The sequence below is a fragment of the Microbulbifer rhizosphaerae genome (assembly GCF_014191725.1).
GTDB classification, from domain to species: domain Bacteria; phylum Pseudomonadota; class Gammaproteobacteria; order Pseudomonadales; family Cellvibrionaceae; genus Microbulbifer; species Microbulbifer rhizosphaerae.
Map to the genome: position 1 here is coordinate 92,050 of NZ_JACHWZ010000014.1, position 17,470 is coordinate 109,519.

General features: G+C 60.3%; 16 protein-coding genes. 8 read left to right on the forward strand and 8 right to left on the reverse strand.

The annotated features are described in order from the left end of the window. Positions 1-43: 43 nt before the first annotated feature. From FHS09_RS15025 to FHS09_RS15040, 4 genes are all read right to left on the reverse strand, one after another. A complete protein-coding gene (locus tag FHS09_RS15025) occupies positions 44-1,507 on the reverse strand; it encodes a potassium transporter TrkG (protein WP_183461345.1) in 1,464 nt (487 codons plus the stop codon). Positions 1,508-1,621: 114 nt separating this feature from the next. Continuing rightward, the gene (locus FHS09_RS15030; RefSeq protein ID WP_221192024.1) at positions 1,622-2,899 is read right to left on the reverse strand and encodes a TrkH family potassium uptake protein; all 1,278 of its coding nucleotides are present in this window, start codon (positions 2,897-2,899) and stop codon (positions 1,622-1,624) included. 89 nt (positions 2,900-2,988) lie between these two features. Then, on the reverse strand, positions 2,989-3,639 hold the full coding sequence (locus FHS09_RS15035; RefSeq protein WP_183461349.1) for a potassium channel family protein: 651 nt from the start codon (positions 3,637-3,639) through the stop codon (positions 2,989-2,991). Positions 3,640-3,822: 183 nt separating this feature from the next. Beyond that, on the reverse strand, positions 3,823-4,287 hold the full coding sequence (locus FHS09_RS15040) for a PaaI family thioesterase (RefSeq protein ID WP_183461351.1): 465 nt from the start codon (positions 4,285-4,287) through the stop codon (positions 3,823-3,825). Between the two features lie 126 nt (positions 4,288-4,413). Between FHS09_RS15040 and FHS09_RS15045 the strand changes: the two genes are divergently transcribed. The 8 genes from FHS09_RS15045 to FHS09_RS15080 all read left to right on the forward strand — a co-directional run bounded on the left by FHS09_RS15045 (position 4,414) and on the right by FHS09_RS15080 (position 10,622). After that, complete coding sequence (locus FHS09_RS15045) at positions 4,414-5,559, forward strand: serine hydrolase domain-containing protein (protein WP_183461353.1); 1,146 nt, start codon at positions 4,414-4,416, stop codon at positions 5,557-5,559. Continuing rightward, positions 5,559-5,783, forward strand: coding sequence for a SlyX family protein (locus tag FHS09_RS15050; protein WP_221192026.1), 225 nt, complete (start codon positions 5,559-5,561; stop codon positions 5,781-5,783). Before FHS09_RS15045 ends, FHS09_RS15050 begins: the two co-directional genes overlap by 1 nt. Before the next feature lie 642 nt (positions 5,784-6,425). Then, a complete protein-coding gene (locus tag FHS09_RS15055; RefSeq protein WP_183461357.1) occupies positions 6,426-7,076 on the forward strand; it encodes a YiaD family glycine zipper/OmpA-like lipoprotein in 651 nt (216 codons plus the stop codon). Positions 7,077-7,317: 241 nt separating this feature from the next. After that, positions 7,318-7,770 (forward strand): hypothetical protein, encoded by a 453-nt coding sequence (locus tag FHS09_RS15060; protein ID WP_183461359.1) that lies wholly within the window; start codon positions 7,318-7,320, stop codon positions 7,768-7,770. Positions 7,771-7,928: 158 nt separating this feature from the next. Beyond that, complete coding sequence (locus FHS09_RS15065) at positions 7,929-8,453, forward strand: MauE/DoxX family redox-associated membrane protein (protein WP_183461367.1); 525 nt, start codon at positions 7,929-7,931, stop codon at positions 8,451-8,453. Positions 8,454-8,795: 342 nt separating this feature from the next. After that, positions 8,796-9,248 (forward strand): hypothetical protein, encoded by a 453-nt coding sequence (locus FHS09_RS15070; protein ID WP_183461369.1) that lies wholly within the window; start codon positions 8,796-8,798, stop codon positions 9,246-9,248. A gap of 66 nt (positions 9,249-9,314) precedes the next feature. After that, a complete protein-coding gene (locus FHS09_RS15075; RefSeq protein ID WP_183461371.1) occupies positions 9,315-9,683 on the forward strand; it encodes a SpoIIAA family protein in 369 nt (122 codons plus the stop codon). A gap of 135 nt (positions 9,684-9,818) precedes the next feature. Continuing rightward, on the forward strand, positions 9,819-10,622 hold the full coding sequence (locus FHS09_RS15080; RefSeq protein ID WP_183461373.1) for a class I SAM-dependent methyltransferase: 804 nt from the start codon (positions 9,819-9,821) through the stop codon (positions 10,620-10,622). 294 nt (positions 10,623-10,916) lie between these two features. On the opposite strand, the gene FHS09_RS15085 is transcribed toward FHS09_RS15080, so the two are convergent. The 4 genes from FHS09_RS15085 to FHS09_RS15100 form a co-directional block, all read right to left on the reverse strand. Continuing rightward, on the reverse strand, positions 10,917-12,302 hold the full coding sequence (locus tag FHS09_RS15085; protein WP_183461374.1) for an L-serine ammonia-lyase: 1,386 nt from the start codon (positions 12,300-12,302) through the stop codon (positions 10,917-10,919). A gap of 207 nt (positions 12,303-12,509) precedes the next feature. Continuing rightward, a complete protein-coding gene (gene cmoB / locus FHS09_RS15090; RefSeq protein ID WP_183461375.1) occupies positions 12,510-13,487 on the reverse strand; it encodes a tRNA 5-methoxyuridine(34)/uridine 5-oxyacetic acid(34) synthase CmoB in 978 nt (325 codons plus the stop codon). Between the two features lie 99 nt (positions 13,488-13,586). Continuing rightward, complete coding sequence (cmoA, locus tag FHS09_RS15095) at positions 13,587-14,324, reverse strand: carboxy-S-adenosyl-L-methionine synthase CmoA (protein WP_183461376.1); 738 nt, start codon at positions 14,322-14,324, stop codon at positions 13,587-13,589. A gap of 22 nt (positions 14,325-14,346) precedes the next feature. Further along, the gene (locus FHS09_RS15100; protein WP_183461377.1) at positions 14,347-17,259 is read right to left on the reverse strand and encodes an insulinase family protein; all 2,913 of its coding nucleotides are present in this window, start codon (positions 17,257-17,259) and stop codon (positions 14,347-14,349) included. Between the last annotated feature and the right edge of the window lie 211 nt (positions 17,260-17,470).

Consider the following 17,470-nt stretch of genomic DNA (forward strand, 5'->3'; position numbering starts at 1 on the left):
AGCGGTACGCCGGACGGGCAAAACACAGAGCCCGGATTTGCAGTCAATAACGCCAGAAAATCCGCGAAAAGACAATCAACAGCGGAAATATCTCCAACCGGCCGAATAGCATGGCCGCATACATGAGCCATTTCGCCTGGTCCGTGAGGCCTCCGAAGCCGGAGGCTGTGTCCCCGTAGCCCACGCCCATATTGTTGAGACAGGCAGCAACGGTGCCAAAAGCAGTCTTCAGGTCGTGCCCGCTGGCGACGACTCCCCAGATAAAGAAGCAGGCGAGAAAGACATACAGGAAGAAGAGTCCCCACACGGAGCGGATCACCCGCTCGGATATCACGGTTTTGCTGACTTTGGGCAGGCTGAGGGCGGTCGGGTGCACCAGCTGCTTGATCTCCTCCTTGCTTTGGCGGTAGAGCACCAGGAAACGCATGGCCTTGATGCCGCCGCAGGTCGAACCGACGCAGCCGCCGAAGAAACTGGAGCCGATTAGCAGGATTGCCACATGCTCAGGCCAGTTCGGATAACCAGCCGCGGTGAGGCCGTTGTCGGTCATGATGGACAGCGCCTGGAAAAATCCGTGCACTAGCGCCCCCTGCGCGTCGAAGGTGCCGGCGCGGTACAGCTCTATACAGGTGAAACTCACCAGCAGGAACGCGATGGTGAAAAAAAAGCGGAACTCGGAATCCCTCAGGATGGGTTTCAGGCTGACCTTGGTGATGACGAGGAAATAGAGTGCAAAATTGACGGCTGCCAGCAGTGTGAAGACACCGCTCACCAGTTCGATCGCCATACTATTGGTATAGAAGCCCAGGCTGTCGCCATGAGAGGAGAATCCGCCCAGCGACACTGTAGACAAGCTGTGGCACACGGCGTCAAACCAACCCATGCCGGCTATGCGGTAGGAGAGGGCACAGAGCCCGGCGAGCGAGAGGTAGATAAACCACAGATGCTTGGCAGTATCTGCGATGCGCGGGGTGAGCTTGGTCTCCTTCAGCGGGCCGGGCATTTCAGATTGATACAGCTTGGCACCACCGATACCCAGCAGCGGCATCACCGCGATGGCCAGCACGATAATCCCCAGGCCGCCGAGGAAGTTTAGCTGCGCGCGATAGTAGAGTATGGAGAGCGGCAGCCTGTCGATATCCTGCAGAACCGATGCACCGGTGGTGGTGATACCGGAGATACCCTCGAAAAATGCATCGGTCAGCGTCAGATCGAGGCGGCTGTCGAGGATAAACGGGGTGGCGCTGGCGATGGAGAAAATGACCCAGAAGAGTACCACCACCAGAAAGCCGTCGCGGGTTCTTAGGCTTGTCGTTCGGTGTTGCGTACTCAAATAGCCCACGCCCCCAAAGACCAGGGTAACCGCGAAAGTGATCAGGAAAGCGGAGATATCCGTTTCGTCATACAGCCAGCCGACGAAAGCCGGGACCAGCATTGTCAGGCTGTAGAGGAAAACCAGAAAGCTGCACAAATGAAAAATGGTGGTTATTCGCTGGTACTTTTGCATCGAACTGCTTGGAACTGCCTGCTACCCGGTAGTGCGGTGAGATGCTAGAGAATTACCCCGTAATGATTCCAGTAGGTTTTGCTCCAAGGGCGTAAAAAAAACGTAAATTTCCGGTCAGCCCACTTGCACCAGCTCTTCTACATAGCGCACCCGCCTGCGCCTCGGTCGGGCCAGGGAAAAGGCCAGGGCCAGGGGGCCAATCCGGCCGGTGAACATCAGTACCATCAGCACCATTTGCCCAGGCAGGGAGAGTTCGCCAGTGATACCCCGCGACAGGCCCACAGTGCCAAACGCTGAAAAGCCCTCAAACACCAGATCCAGCAGCTGCAGCCGCGGTTCGAAAACCACCAGCAGGAAAGTGCCCAGTAGCACCATCATCAGACTCAGCACCACCACGCTGTTGGCCCGGAATACCACATCGAGGGCCACCGTGCGCCGGAAGGCGCTGGGCTGCGGCCGACCGAGCAGAAAGGAGCGGGTGGCGAGAAGTATCACCATAAAGGTGCTCACCTTGATGCCCGACGCGGTGGAGTTGCTGCCGGCACCGATAAACATCAGGAGAATGATCAGCAGGGTGCTGGGTACTATTAGCCCCGCGGTATCCACGGTGTTGAAACCGGCAGTACGCGGTGTCACAGCGGTAAACCACGCCGCCCAGGGGCGCTCGCCTGTGGGAAGGGAACCCAGGGTGTGCGGGTTTTGCCACTCGAACAGCATAATCAGCAGCCAGGCGCCCAGGGCCAGGATAGCAGTGCCAGACAAGGTGAGTTTGCTGTGCAGGTTGAGGGCGGAAAAGCGCCGATGGCGGCGCAGGTCCATCAGCACGGTAAACCCCAGGCCGCCGACAATAAACAGCGCGGTGATCACCAGGTTGATCAGCGGGTGGCCCGCCCAGGCGCTGAGGCTGTCTGCGCGCAGGCCGAAGCCGGCGTTGTTGAACGCGGAGACCGCGTGAAAGAAGCTGAACCAGAGCCCCTCCCAAAAACCCATTTCCGGCACCCAGACCACTGCCATCAACACTGTGCCCAGGGCTTCCAGGGTAAAGGCCAGCAGGGCCACCTGGCGCACGAGTGTGAGCATATCCCCGGGCGAGGTCTGATTCATGGCTTCGCGCACCAGGTGCTGGCCGCGCAGGCCGAAGCGCACCCCCAGCGCCATCACCGTCAACGCGGCGAAAGTCATCAGGCCCAGGCCGCCCAGGTGGATCAGCACCAGCACCACGATCTGACCGAACAGGGTCAGGGCGCTGCCGGTATCCACCACCACCAGCCCGGTAACGGTAACCGCGGAGCAGGCGGTAAACAGTGCTTCGGAAAACGCCAGTCCCCCGTGACTGGAAATGGGCAGCCATAGGAGCAGGGCGCCGAGGGCGATCAGAACCAGGAAACTCATTGCGAGAATGGCCGGCGGGCTGTAGCGCCACGCGCGATGCAGCCCGAGTCTCATCGTGCTTCGGGCGTGGAGGCCCGGGAACCAGATTCTCATAGTTCTTCGGAGAAACGGCGCAGGGTGTCTTCGTCGCCCACCAGCACGAGGTGGTCATTGCGGCGCAGGATCTGGTCCGGGTCGGGCTGGAGAATCAGCTCCTGCCCGTGCTTGAGCGCCAACAGGTGGATTTTTTTACGGTCGAATTTCAGCTCCGAAAGCGGCCGGTTTTCCAGGGCTTCGCCGGGACGGATCTCGATCAGGAAATAGCTGTCTCCCAGGCTGATGTAGTCGAGCATATTGGGATGAGCCATGCTCTGGGCCACGCGCAACCCCATTTCGTATTCCGGATGCAGGATGCGGTCGGCGCCCAGCTTCTGTGCGATGCGGTGATGGATGCTGGTGATGGCCTTCACCCAGATTTCCTTAGCTCCCAGTGACTTGACCAGCATGGTACACAGGGTGCTGGCTTCAATGTGCTCACCGATGGCGATCAGCACCGCATCAAAGCGTTGCAGATCCAGCTCCTCCAGAGCCTCCTCATCAGTGGCATCGGCAATCACCGTCTGGGTAAGGCTGTCGGCGATGTGTTCGGCTTTCTCCTCGCTGGAATCCACTCCCAGCACTTCGTGACCCAGGCGCATCAGTTCCAGTGCCACGGCCGTGCCGAAGGCGCCGAGGCCGATGACTGCGAATTGTTTTTTCATCTTCGATCCTTCTTTTCGGGACTGCGTGCGTTTTCGTCGTTCCGGCGCAGGCCGGAACCCGGGGGCCGCTGAACTGAATACCGGTGCCGGATCAAGTCTGGCATGAGATTTCTGCACCGATGTGGCGAGTAGATGGCTTAATTTCAAACAAAAATGTCTACATCGGGAGCGCGCCGCGCATTTTCACCACTTGTCCGGCACCCGCACCGCCACCACGTCCGCGGTGGCGCTCAGGCGGCCGCCGCTGGAAAGGGTGCAGTGCAGGACAGTTTTTCTCTCGCTGCGGTCGACGATTTTTGCCTCCAGTATGACAGGCTTGTCGATAGGGGCTGGAGCCTTGTACTGGACATCCAGCCTGCCGGTGGCAAACCAGATTTTCTCTCCATCGCCCACTTCCCGGCCGGCCTGGCGGTAGCCGTCGGCAATGGCGGTGCAGATGGTGTGGCAGTCGATAGCGGTAGCGATAATTCCGCCGTTAAGGTAGTGAGTGGGGCCGGCGCAGTGGTGGGATTGGGGAGTGAACTCGCAGCGGGTCTCGTCGTCACCGGTCCAGTAACTCTTGACCTGAAGTCCCTGCCGGTTGTCTGGACCGCAGCCGAAGCAGTGGTTGTCGGGTATCCGGTCCTGTATCGCAATCTGTTCAGCCACAATCTTCTCCAATCCTGGTGCCCGGTACGGCCGGCACTATTGGCCGGCAATGCTAAACGATTTGCGCGGATCAGGGGAAGGAACTACCCTTGCGCCTGATTTTTTTCCCGATAAAAGACCACGCCCATGGAAATCCACGGCTTCTGCGCCCCCGGCTTCGAATCCCTCTACGACACCTTTGCCGCGAACTTCCGCGATTGTGGCGATACGGGCGCCGCTTTCGCGGTGCGCCAGCACGGCGAACTGATCATTTCTCTGTGGGCGGGCAGCGCAGATGGCGAGAGCCGGGAACCCTATATGGAGGAGACCCTGGCCAATGTGTTTTCCTCCTCCAAGGGTGTACTGGCACTGCTGGCGCTGCAGCAGGTGGCAGACGGCGCGCTGGAACTGGACCGCCCGGTAGCGGATTACTGGCCGGAATTTGCAGCCGCCGGCAAGGAGGAGATCACTCCCCGGCAGCTGTTGTGCCATCGTGCCGGGCTGATCGCCTTTCGCGAAAAGGTTGCAGATGATCTCATTTACGACTGGGCTGCCGCCTGCGCTCAGGTGGCCGCCACCGACCCCTGGTGGACACCGGGCAGCCGTCAGGGTTATGCCCCGTTCCTGTTCGGCTGGAGCCTTGGGGGGCTGCTGGAGAGAGCAACCGGGCAACCTCTGCCGGAACTCTATCATCTCGGGCTGGGTAAACCGCTGGACCTGGATGGTGGCTTCGGCGCACTGGGCCACAAGTCAACCCGGATCGCGGATGTAGCTCCGCTGAAAAAGCCGTTGCCGGAGCTGCGTGAAAACGCTGTTGGTCGCGCCATCAAGGAGGACCGCGGAGGCCCCGTGGCCATGGCATTTACCAACCCGGTGAGCCTGATGATGGGCACCAACAGTCGGGAGTGGCGAGGCGCGGTGATTCCCGCGGCCAATGGCCATTTCAGCGCGCGGGATCTCGCCGCCATCTACGGTGACCTGGCGCTGGACTCTCCCACTTGCCTGCCAGCGGAACTGGTGCGCGAGGCCGGGCGCGAACAGAGCCGCGGGCGTGATGCCATACTGCAGGCGGAAGTGAGTTTCGGCGCCGGCTTTATCCTGCGCGGCGGTTCCGCCGACCTGCGCTTTGGCGGTCCCCGTGGTTTCGGTCATCCGGGAGCCGGCGGCAGTGTGGGCTTTGCCGACCCGGAGAGGGAGCTCGGCTGCGGTTATGTCACCACCCGTTTGGGCCAGAGCCTGTTTATGGACCGGCGCTCGGCGAACCTGGTGGAACAACTGTACGGGATTTTGTGATGGATAGGCTGGCGGAACTGAACACACGAGTGGAGGAACTGGAGAGTCGCCTGGCTTTCCAAGAGGATACCCTGGCCCAACTCAACGATGTGATCGCGGCCCAGGATGTGAATATCCGCGCCCTGGTGGCCCGATTGAAGGAGCTGGGTGACAAGTACCGGGACCTTTCTTTCGAGCTGCAGAGCGGGGACGAGAAGCAGGACGAAAAACCGCCCCATTACTGAAATTCTGTCGCAATATTTGGTACGTCAGTACCCTAATTGCTGTGCCGCAGGCTTCCATTTCGGTTAATTAGAAACTTTTCTAAAAAAAGCCTTTCCCTTCCCAATATCAAGTATTGACAAACTTTTTTCCACATGCCGAGGGGGACTGGGCGATAGGCTTGGTTACTCTGGTGAAATTGGTACGCTAGGGCTTGAAATCCCTATAACTTATTGTTTTTTAAAGAGAAAAATAAGAAGTTTAAAAAGTGGGCAAATTGCTGGGGACGAGAGTTCGCGCCGCTTGGCGTTCCCTTTTCCCGGTTCATTCACAGAGTTATCCACAGAAATTGTGGAAGACAGCCGTTCGAGCGACCACTGTGCCACCCGCGGCGGCATACTCACCGGCCTGACCACTTCCAGACATTTTCCTTTCAATAATTGTGGGCTGGCCGGTAGACCTGCTTCCCATTTCCGCCTAGTCTTCTGTTCCGAAAAAAGGGGGCCGGATTCAGCTTACAGACAGCTGGTTGCGGCAATACTCCCTCCCGGATCGGGGAGGCTAACAGCCTGTCAAACTTGGGACTGTCCCAAGTTTGACAGGCTGTTACTCTTCCCAAATCTCGACACCCGTTCACCGATAGCAAGTGTTTAGGAGAACCTTACATGAAAAAATGGGTAGCAATTTTCGCATTGGGCTCACTGGTGGGCTGTACTACGCTGGACCCTTATACAGGGGAAAGCAAAACCAGCAATGTGGCCAAGGGCGCCGGCGCTGGCGCCGTAGCGGGGGCCATCCTCGGTGCAGCTACCGCGAGCAAGAAGGACCGCAAAAAAGGCGCGATCACCGGCGCCGTGGGTGGTGCGGCTATCGGTGGCGGCATCGGCTACTATATGGACCGCCAGGAAGCGGCCTTGCGCCAGCGTCTGGAAGGCACGGGTGTGCGGGTGCAGCGCGAGGGCGACAATATTCGCCTGATTATGCCCGGCAATATTACCTTTGCCACTGACCGCGCCGAAATCCGTACCGACTTCTACGACACCCTGGACTCCGTGGTGATCGTGCTGAAGGAGTTCGACCAGACCGCCATCCGTGTCAGTGGCCATACCGACAGCACCGGCTCCGATGTCTACAACCAGACCCTGAGTGAGCGTCGTGCAAACTCTGTCTCCAGCTTCTTCAGCGGTCGCGGTGTAGCCAGTGGCCGTGTACAAGCGGTGGGTTACGGCGAGCGCTATCCCATCGCCAGCAACGACTCGGAATCCGGTCGCCAGGCGAACCGCCGGGTGGAGCTGGAGTTGCTGCCGCTCAAATAATGTGAGACAAAACGGCAGGACAGCCGTTTTGGACGCCGAAGGCGCCCGAAGGGCGAGGGCTACGGATGGCCCGAGTCACTAAACGGCAGGGCCGAAGGCGCCGTGAATGCCTGGAGCGGCCGGAACGCCGTTTTGGACGCCGAAGGCGCCCGAAGGGCGAGCGGTTCGGCGCTCCGAGCCATGGATGGCCCGAGTCACAAAGGGTATCCTACAGATGCTTTTTTGTTTGGGAGGAAACAGAGTGGCGAAGACAATACCGGCCGCAATAGCCGCGATTGCACTCAGCCTGTCGGCGCTCTGTATCTCGCAGGAATCTCTGGAGGCAGGGGAAGAGCGAGGCGACACTTTCGCCGAGCGCTTTGCGGAGGCGGAACTGGTGGCTCAGGTGCAGATCGCCGGAGTTCACCGCGATGTGGACAGCGCCCTCTCCGAACCGGGCATGGTGGCGCTTCTCGGCTATGTTTACTCCGCGGTTTCCCATCAAGTGTGGAAAGGTGAAGCCAATCGCCTGATTGCCTTTCGGTTGGGGCTGGACGCCTGTGAACAAAAACTGGAAAAGGGCGCCCGCTATCTCATTTTCGCTCGCCCGGATAGCCGTGGCCGCCTCCAACTATATAGTTGTGACGCGGTAATCCCCGAGGCTGAAGCCGCCCCCTTGCTCGCCCGTCTCAAGGAATTCGATCTGCAGGGCTGATAACGGCCCGGTCTTGTTGTAGATACTCTGTTTCAAATCAACTTCTTGATCTCCGGCCTCATTGTGGGGGCGCCGGCATAAGTGTCTACACTCCGGTGATGACTGGAAACAATCCTCAAGGTTGGCGAGCGTCGTAGGGATTGCAAGGAGGCTTCCAAATGGCAAAAGATCCGGCTTTTAAAAAGCAGGATGAAAACAGGGGCACTGAGATCGCGGATTATTGGCCGCTGTTCAGCCTGATCCTCGTCTCCCTATTGGCTGGAGTGGCTATCGCTGTCTCCACCCGCGGTGACATGATTGCCGGCATGCATTACGCGATGGGGTTTTTCCTGTGCGTTTTTGCACTCTTGAAGCTTTTCCACCCCACGGCTTTCGCCGACGGCTTTGAAATGTACGACCTGCTCGCCAAACGAAGCCGGCTGTACGGCTATCTGTACCCGGTGATCGAGCTCATTCTGGGCCTTGGCTTTCTGTCGATGCTATTTCCCCAGGTTGTCTATGCCGCAACCATCCTGATACTGGGTTTTGGCGCCATCGGCGTAATCAGCGCCCTCCGCCGGGGGCTCGATATCAATTGCCCCTGTATGGGCTCCATCCTCGACGTGCCGCTCAGCACAGTAACCCTGACAGAGGACCTGGGCATGGTGGTAATGGCCATCATCATGTGGTCGATGCGGCTGTAGAATAGGCGGCCGGGTAGCACTTCAATTCCCATGTGCCCACTCCAGAGCCCCCTGCTTCCGGCCACTTGCTCATGCATTGTGGAAGCGATTCTGCCGAAGAGGCCTATAAAACCTTCGGTTCTACTCCCGCCTACATTTACAACAATCCAAACTTAGCAGAGGAATAATGTTCCTTGAAGAACCCCAATCACGGGTTATTCTTATCAATATGGCGTCGTCTTCTTCCGCCGTTGTGCATTTGGTGAAGAATGGATTGGCACCAAAGGGCTCGGGCAGGGGCGTATTGTTTCGCCAAAACTGAGCCTCCGTACACGCAACAGCCAGGGGTCAACAGGTGGGTTTATGAAAAAGCTACTGCTTCCGCTGATTATTTTGCTGCTGATTATCGGCTATTTTATGTCGCGTGATCGCGACGATTCCGCGAAGGATGCCTACGACTCGCTCGAAACGCCCGAGAGTGAACAGATGACACCGCCGGATAACAGATCCCCCGACGAGGGAACCATGCCCCGCGAGGAAAGCACACCGCCGGATAGGGATACGCCCCGGGAACCCGACCAACCCGATACCACACCGCCGGGCGACGATACCAGCGACTCCCTGATGAATAAGACCGAAGATGCCGCCACCGATGCCGGGGAGGCATTGGGAGACGTGACGGAAAAGGCGGGCAGTGCAGTTGAAGAGGCCGGTGACGCGGCTAAGAAGGCGGCTGAACGGGCGGCGGAAAAGTTACGCGGTGAAGATGCCGCCGAAGAGGATTCCTCCTCGGAGGAAGAGCCGCAGGGCAATTGATGGCACTAGTGCTGAGTGGAGGTCGCGACAGATTCGCGGCTTCTACCCGGTAGCCGGTGACAATTGATGATAGAACACTACTGGCACTGCGATCACTCGGTGCTCGAAATTTGTCCCCTGGGGCCGCTGCAGGAAACAGATTTCCAGGCCCTGGAGGCGCAGGTGGATCCGGTGATCAGTGAACACGGCTGCCTGGCCGGATTGCTGATCAATGCGGCCCATTTTCCCGGCTGGGAGAGTTTTGCCGCACTGATCTCACACTGCGTCTTCATACGCGACTATCACAAGCGTATCCATAAAATTGCCGTTGTATCCGATCACACATTATTGGGCTTTATGCCCCGGCTGGTGGACCACTTTGTCGGCGCCGAGGTGCGGCCTTTCCCCGCCGATGGCTACCAGCAGGCGCTGAACTGGCTGGCCGAACCGGGGTAGGAGCGGTCATGCCGGCGAACGAGGCCGGCCATTACTCCACCGTCCATCGCCACACGGCGGACCCAAAACACAGGTTTGGCCTTGCCCCGATAGTCAGTTAGCATCCCCGTCCTCTAAGACAACCCGGAACTTTCCTTGATCGATCAACTGGCTATAACCGCTAGCGCCGCCGAGTGGTTGCCGGCCGCGCGACAGCTGGCGGGCGAATTGCAATTGCGCTGTCTGGATTGCGCGGAGCCGAGCCGGCTGGATGCGCCGGCTTTCGTATTGCAGCGGGGCGAACGCCTGCAGCTGTGCGCCACCGGGCGCAAGGCGCCCGGACCGGTTTTCGTGGATTTTGTCGGCGGCACCGCCGCGCACCGGCGCAAATACGGTGGGGGTAAAGGTCAGCAGATTGCCAAAGCAGTTGGCCTGCGCAGCGGATTTTATCCGGGCGTGGTAGATGCCACCGCAGGGCTCGGTCGGGACGCCTTCGTACTCGCCTCGCTCGGCTGCAAAGTACATATGCTGGAGCGCAATCCGGTGGTGCGCGCGCTCCTGCGCGACGGCCTGGAGCGATTGCAGAATGCCGCCCTGGAAGACGTCGAGCTGGCCCCGATAGCACAGCGCCTCGGCCTTGAAGAGAGCGACGTTTCTGCGCGGGACTGGCTGCAGGATCAGGCGCCGGAATCGATTCCGGTGGTCTACCTGGACCCGATGTTTCCGGAGCGCGGCAAGAGCGCCGGGGTAAAGAAGGAAATGGCGGCCTTCCACCAACTGGTGGGCAGCGATGAAGATGCGGACGGCCTGCTGGAGCCGGCCCTGGCAGCCTGCTACTACCGCACGGTGGTAAAGCGGCCGCGGCTTGCACCCTGCCTGGCGGGGAGAAAGCCGGCGTTATCGTTGGAGGGGAAGTCGGGTCGTTTCGATATCTACACCAAGCACGGCGTACCGGGGTAAGCAACTGGGCGATCCTGCTGCCGAGGGCTTTTGCGGTACACGGGCTGGGTGTCCCCCTTAAATACAATCCCTGCACGGCATCCATGCCTCACAAATCTGCCGGAGCAGATTTGGACGCCGAAGGTGCCCGTAGGGCGAGCGCCAGGGATGGCGCGAGTCATACGGTCCCGCAAAAAGCCCCCGACATCAGGATCTTCTCATCACGGTTATATTGCTTAACCGAACGGCATTAGAGGCTGAACCCGTGGCTTTTAGGAGGGCGAATACAGGATTCCCCAGTGGGTCATTGAGTGATTAACAGTTGACGGCGTTGACCGCCAGCCCCCCCAACGATGTCTCCTTGTACTTGCTCTGCATATCCACACCGGTCTGGCGCATGGTCTCGATCACGCTGTCGAGCGGCACGATATGTGCGCCGTCGCCGCGAAGGGAGAGTCGGGCGGCGTTGATGGCTTTGACTGCGCCCATGGTGTTGCGCTCGATACAGGGTACCTGCACCAGGCCGCCGATGGGGTCACAGGTGAGCCCCAGATTGTGTTCCATGCCGATTTCCGCGGCGTTTTCGATCTGCTGGTTGCTGCCGCCCTGGACCGCGGCCAGGCCAGCGGAGGCCATGGAGCAGGCCACGCCGATTTCGCCCTGGCAGCCCACTTCCGCGGCGGAGATGGAGGCGTTCCTTTTGAAAAGCATGCCGATGGCCCCGGCAGTGAGCAGAAATTTCGCTACTTGGTCCTTCAGCTCGCCGTGCTTTTCCGGGTTGTGCACGAACTGCACATAGTAGGCGATCACCGCGGGAATCACCCCAGCAGCGCCGTTGGTGGGAGAGGTGACGATACGCCCGCGGGCCGCGTTTTCCTCATTCACCGCCAGGGCGAAAAGGCTGACCCAGTCGAGAATCGCCAGCCCCTGGTTGCGCTCCTCCTCGGGCTGTTTGCTCAGTTCGCGATAGAGTTCCGCCGCGCGCCGGCGCACATTCAGGCCACCGGGCAGTAATCCCTGCTCGCGGCAGCCGCGCTGGATGGAGGAATTCATTACCTCCCAGATATTCCACAGTTGCTGTTTGATTTCCTCTTCGCTGCGGAAAGCCTTTTCATTGGCCATGGCCAGTTCGGCAATGCTCCAGTGATGTTTTTCGCACAGCTCCATCAACTGCTTTGCGGAGTTGAAATCGTAGGGCAGCAGGGTGGCTATCTGATCCTTGTGGGCGAAATCCTCCTCCGACAATACGAAGCCACCGCCGATGGAAAAATAGCTGCGCTCGAAAAGCAGTTCGCCATCGGCATAGGCCTGGCAGGTCATGCCGTTGGCATGCTGGGGCAGAAATTCCTCCATGTGTAAGACCAGGTCGCGGTCGCGAACAAATCTGATGTTTTTATCGAGGTTCAGCCGCAATTGCCGCTCCTGATCAATCTGTGCGAGCTTGTGGTCGATGGCGTCCACATCGATGGTGTCCGGAGCCTCGCCGAGCAGACCCATCAGCACGGCCATATCGGTGCCGTGGCCGATACCGGTAAGGGCCAGGGAGCCGTACAGGTGGACCTGTACCCGGTCGGTATTCTGCAGCTGTTGTCGGTCTGCCAGGTCCCGGACAAACTGCCGCGCCGCTACCATAGGGCCTACGGTGTGGGAACTGGAGGGGCCTACGCCGATTTTGAAAAGTTCGAAAACGCTGATGCTCATACAGTACACAAAGCCGGTTTGCTGTTTTGTAGGAGCGGCGGATGGCCGCCCGCCGCTCCTACAGGGGAGGGTGCTTGCACCATTTAGGGGCGAACTTTGCCGATATGGTAGTGACAATCAAGGCGTCCGGCGATATTCCACACAAAATTCTACAGGTGGGTTATCTGGCAGAATAAACGGGCTTCAATTGCCGCTGGAAGGCAGAAGCTACGGCGCATTCGCGACCAGAACAGCGCGTTTGGGAGCGGGGTGACCTTCCGCGGTCTTGTCCGGGGATTCCGGGTCGAGAAAGTCCGCCAGGGATTCGAAGCGCATCCAGTCCGTGCGGCGTTGCTCGCCGAGGTTGGTGGTGCCCACATCCACCGTGCGGGGATTTTCAAAGCCACACTTGCGCAACCAGCTCTCCAGGGTGGCGGTGCTGGGGATAAACCACACATTGCGCATCTTGGCGTAGCGATCTTTAGGGACAAGGCAATCACCGGGCTCACCGTCGATCACCAGAGTTTCCAGCAGCAGCTGACCACCGGGGCGCAGTGTGTCGCGCAATTCGCGCAGGTGATCCATGGGTGAGCGGCGGTGATAGAGCACGCCCATGGAGAAGGTGGTGTCGAAGGCATGGAGTTTGGGCGGCAGTGCCTCGATGCCCAGGGGCAGCAGGTCCACCGGCTGCTCCCAGCCCAGGTATTTTTTCAGCGCGTAAAACTGGGCGACGTATTTTGCGGAGGGGTCGATGCCGATCACCCGCCGCGCGCCGGCGCCGAACTGGCGCCAGCAGTGGTAGCCGTTGCCACAGCCCACATCCAGTACCAGGCGATTTTCCAGTGACTCCAGGTGCGGTAATACCCGCTCCCATTTCCAGTCGGAGCGCCATTCGGTATCGATAAAGAGATCGAAAATTTCCCAGGGGCCCTTGCGCCAGGGGTGCAGTTTGCGCAACTGTTTTTCCAATGCCTGCAATTGTTCCGGGGAGGCATCCGCGGCGCTGCCAATACGCACTTTTTCCCGCAACTCGACAGCGGATGGGGAAATATCCGGCAGCGCATCGAATGCGGCCCGCCAATCCGGGAGATCCCCCCAGCGCTCGGGGCTGAGACTGGCGGCGATCTGCTCCGGCAGCTGAGCCAGCCAGGGGCGCAGGGCGGGGATGTGTTGGATGCTGGCGTAGAAGTTGGTGTAGTCGATCATAGTTCAAAGTCGGTTGTAGGAGCGGCCTTTACTACGTAGCCAAGCCGATCGCGGCCATGGGCCGCTCCCGGCCGGACCGCTCCTACAGGGTGGTTTCGCTCAGGTTTTTGCCTTTATGGCAATCAGGGACGCAAAATTAAAACACTGGAACCATACATCCACGCTGGTAAAGCCGACGGCTTTTAAACGCTCGCGATGGGTGTCCAGGGTTTCCGGGATCAGCACGTTTTCCAGAGCGGTGCGCTTCTGGGCGATTTCCAGTTCGCTGTAGCCGTTGGCGCGTTTGAAGGCGTGGTGCAAATCGATCATCAGTTCCCGGTGGTCGGGATCGGTGAAGTCCACCTTTTCCGAGATAATCAGTATGCCCCCCGGCCGCAGGCCGTTGCAGATTTTCTGCAGAATGCCCTCGCGCTTCTCCACGGGAATAAACTGCAAAGTGAAATTGAGCACCACCACCGAGGCATTTTCGATTTTGACATTCTGCAGGTCGTCGCAGACCAACTGTACCGGAATCTGCCCGCTGTCCGCCGCCAGCACCTGGTGCGCGCGCTCGATCATCGCGCTGGAGTTGTCCACCGCAATAATTTCACAGTCCGCCGCGGGGATGCGGTGGCGCATGGCCAGGGTGGCGGCGCACAGGGAGCTGCCCAGGTCGTAGCAGCGGCTGCCGGCCTGTGCGTAGCGCTCCGCCAGGGTGCCGATCATCGCCACTATGGTGGTGTAGCCGGGCACCGAGCGCTGGATCATATCCGGAAAAACGTCGACCACCGACTGGTCGAACTGGAAGCCGGTGACGTCGCCCAGGGGATTGGCGTAGATATTGTCGTGTTTGGTCATGATTTTTTGCCGGGAGCACGCCCTACAGTTTTTCCTCCTGCAGGCCGAGTTCCAGGCCCGCTTCGCGGCCCTGTGCCCCGGTCACTACCGCGGTGCTGGCGTTTTCCGGTTTCAGGTAGGTGTCGGCGACGCGCTTCAGGTCCTCCAATCGCACCTCCGTCACCCGGCGGCGGAACTCCTCGCGCACGGCGTGGGTGCGGCCGTAGAGGGCGGAGTGGAAGGCTTTCTTGGCCTCGCCGGCGGGGGAGCTGGGTTTGTCCAGCGCGCCGACCACGCCCAGTATGGCCTCCTCCACCTGCTCGTCCTTTTGCCGGCCGCTGGCCAGCCATTCCAGCGAGGCGTCGAAGTCCGCCAGGGTTTCCGCCATACGCGGGTCCCGGTAGGAGTAGAAGCGGAAGACGCCGAGGTTGCTGTCGTGGCTGGCACCACCGCCGTAGGCGCCGCCCTGTTCGCGAATGCTGCGATGCAGGAAGCCGTTGCGCAGGAAGCCGCCGAGGACCGCCAGCGGCGCCGCATCTTCGTGGACCATAGGCACGGTGGCGTAGGCCTTGGCGCAGAAGTTGACCTGGCTGTTGGCCAGCCACAGCTCTCCGACCCGGTGCGGGTCGAAATCTTCCGATACGGCGGCGGAGGCCTTCACTGTTTCGCTGGCCAGGGGCGTCAGCGCCTGGGAGTAGTCCGGCAGTTTGTCCTCTTCGCCAATCAGCAGGAACTGGCGCGGCGCAGCGGCGATCTTGCGGTGGATGGCCTGGAACTGTGCGGTGAGTTTTTCCAGGCCGTCGTCGCCGTCCAGTCCGCGCACCAGGGCTTTTAACTGGCGCAGCCCCAGCAGGCCGCCGGTGGCGTGGCTCTCGAAGGCGGCGCGGTTGTAACCGGCGCTTGCCGCGGCCATGGCGAGGGCGTGACCGTTGCCCACCACGCCCTGTTCGCGGCGCGCCAGAGTTTGCAGCAGCAATTCCCTGAAGCGTGGCAGTTCGTCGAAACGTACCTGTTCCACAGTGGCCTGCATCAATTCGGTGAGCGGCGCCTGGTTGCGGGTCAGGGCCTTGCCGGAGAGCACGAAGTAGCTGGAGAGCTGCTGTAGGTCGTCGATGTCGGTGCGGCTGCTGGTATAGCTGTGCAGGGCGCCGGCCACGCTGGCCTGCCACTGCTGCACCTGCAGGTAGTCCTTGTCCCCCAGGCCCACTTCGGTGAGCGCCTGGCAGTAGTAGGGCAGCAGTTGCTTTTCCTCTTCGGTGAGGTCCGGGAGGGCGCAGATCAACTGTTGGTACGCCAAGCCGTTGGTGCCGGCGCTGTAGCGGGTGAGTTTCTGTTTGCCCAGGCGCGTTTCCTCGCCCTCGACTTTGGGCATCTCCGGCGGGATGTCCTCCACGCCGACCTTGGGCAGGATGGAGGCGTCGTCCTCGCGCTGCTGGCGATCCAGCAGCGCGGTGGCAGTCTGCACGATCTGCTCTTTTTCGCCGTCGCTCAGGCGGGCTTTGATTTCCGCCAGGCGGGCCTTTTCCGCGGCTTCGCGGCGCCCGGACAGCGCGTCGTCCGGCGACAGCAGCAGGCGGACACGGTGCTGGTTTTCCAGCAGCAATTTGCGCGCGGTGTCGGCGATAAAGCGCGGGTCCTTGATCTGCTCCCGGAGCTTTTCCAGGATGGGGTCGATGTTCAGCAGGCCGATGGCATCGCCGCGGTGGGTGGCACCGGTGAGGGCGGTGAGGATCAGTTGCAGGCCGTAGGGGTAGCCGTCGCCGGTGATTTCCCGTTGCTGCAGTTCCAATTGGTGCAGGGCGGCTTCCACCTGTTCGTAGGGCACGCCGTTTTCCGCCACGTCCTCCAATACTGCCAGCACCTGTTTTTCCAGTTCGTCGGCGCGTTCCCGCTCGCTGCCCTCGATGCCGCAGACGAACGCGAGTTCGCGCTGGGAGTCGTCGAGGCCGCAGAGGGGGGAGGGGGATGTGCCCAGGTCGGTGGTCTCCAGCAGTTTCATCAGCGGCGAGGCGCTATTGTCCAGCAGCACACCGGTGAGCAGGTGGGCGGTGAGGGATTCCTCCAGGTCGGTGACGTCGCCGAGTAGCCAGCCGAGCACGATGTGGGTTTTTTTCTCGAGTCCCTCGTCACCGCTGACGGGATAGTGTTCCTCCACCGATATCGGTGCCAGGTAGCGGGTCTCCCGCTCTACGCCGATGGTTTTGTCGAGCGGCTCGAATTTGTGCAGCGCCTTTTCCTCGAATACCGCCTGGTGCTCGGCGGCGGGGACGTCGCCGAAGGTCATGAAGATGGCGTTGCTGGGGTGGTAGTGGCTGCGGTAGAAGTTCACCAGCTGCTGGTAGCTGAGCTTGGGAATATCCGCCGGCTCGCCCCCGGAGTTGTGGTGGTAGGTGGTGGTGGGGAAGAGATATCTGCCGAGGGTGTGCCACAGCTGGGAGGTCACCGAGCTCATGGCGCCCTTCATTTCATTGAACACGACCCCTTTGTAGACCAGCTCGCTGTCCGTGTTGCCGGGTTCGGCGAACTCCAGCCGGTGGCCTTCCTGGGCGAAGTCCAGCGGGTCCAGGCGGGCGAAGAAGACCGCGTCCAGATAGACGTCGAGCAGGTTGTCGAAGTCCTTGCGGTTTTGGCTGGCGAAGGGATAGGCGGTCCAGTCGGAGCTGGTAAAGGCGTTCATAAAAGTGTTCAGGGAACGCCTTATCATCATGAAGAAGGGATCGCGCACCGGGTATTTTTCGCTGCCGCAGAGGGCGGTATGTTCCAGGATATGGGCGACGCCGCTGGAGTCCTGGGGAACGGTGCGCAGTGCCACCAGGAAGACGTTTTCCGGATTGTCGGCGGCGATATGCAGGTGTTGGGCGCCGGTTTTGTGGTGTCGGTACTCCTCCACCTGCACGCCGAGGGATTCGATGGTTGCGCTGGTGACCAGTTCGAAGGCGGGGTGTGCGTTGCTCAAAAGACTGCTCCGTAGGTTGTACTTGGGGCATTGGCGGCCCTGCTATCGAGGGCTTCGCATTTGGTTCATCACTCAGTCGGTGCTGTTTGCATCCGCCCCGGCAATTGGGGCGCTATTCTACCGCCAGGGCGAGCCGGAAAAACAGTGTTGACACCGGTGCCACCAGGGCAAACACTTCGTTGACTGCCCGGGCAGGGCATCAACCCGGTCC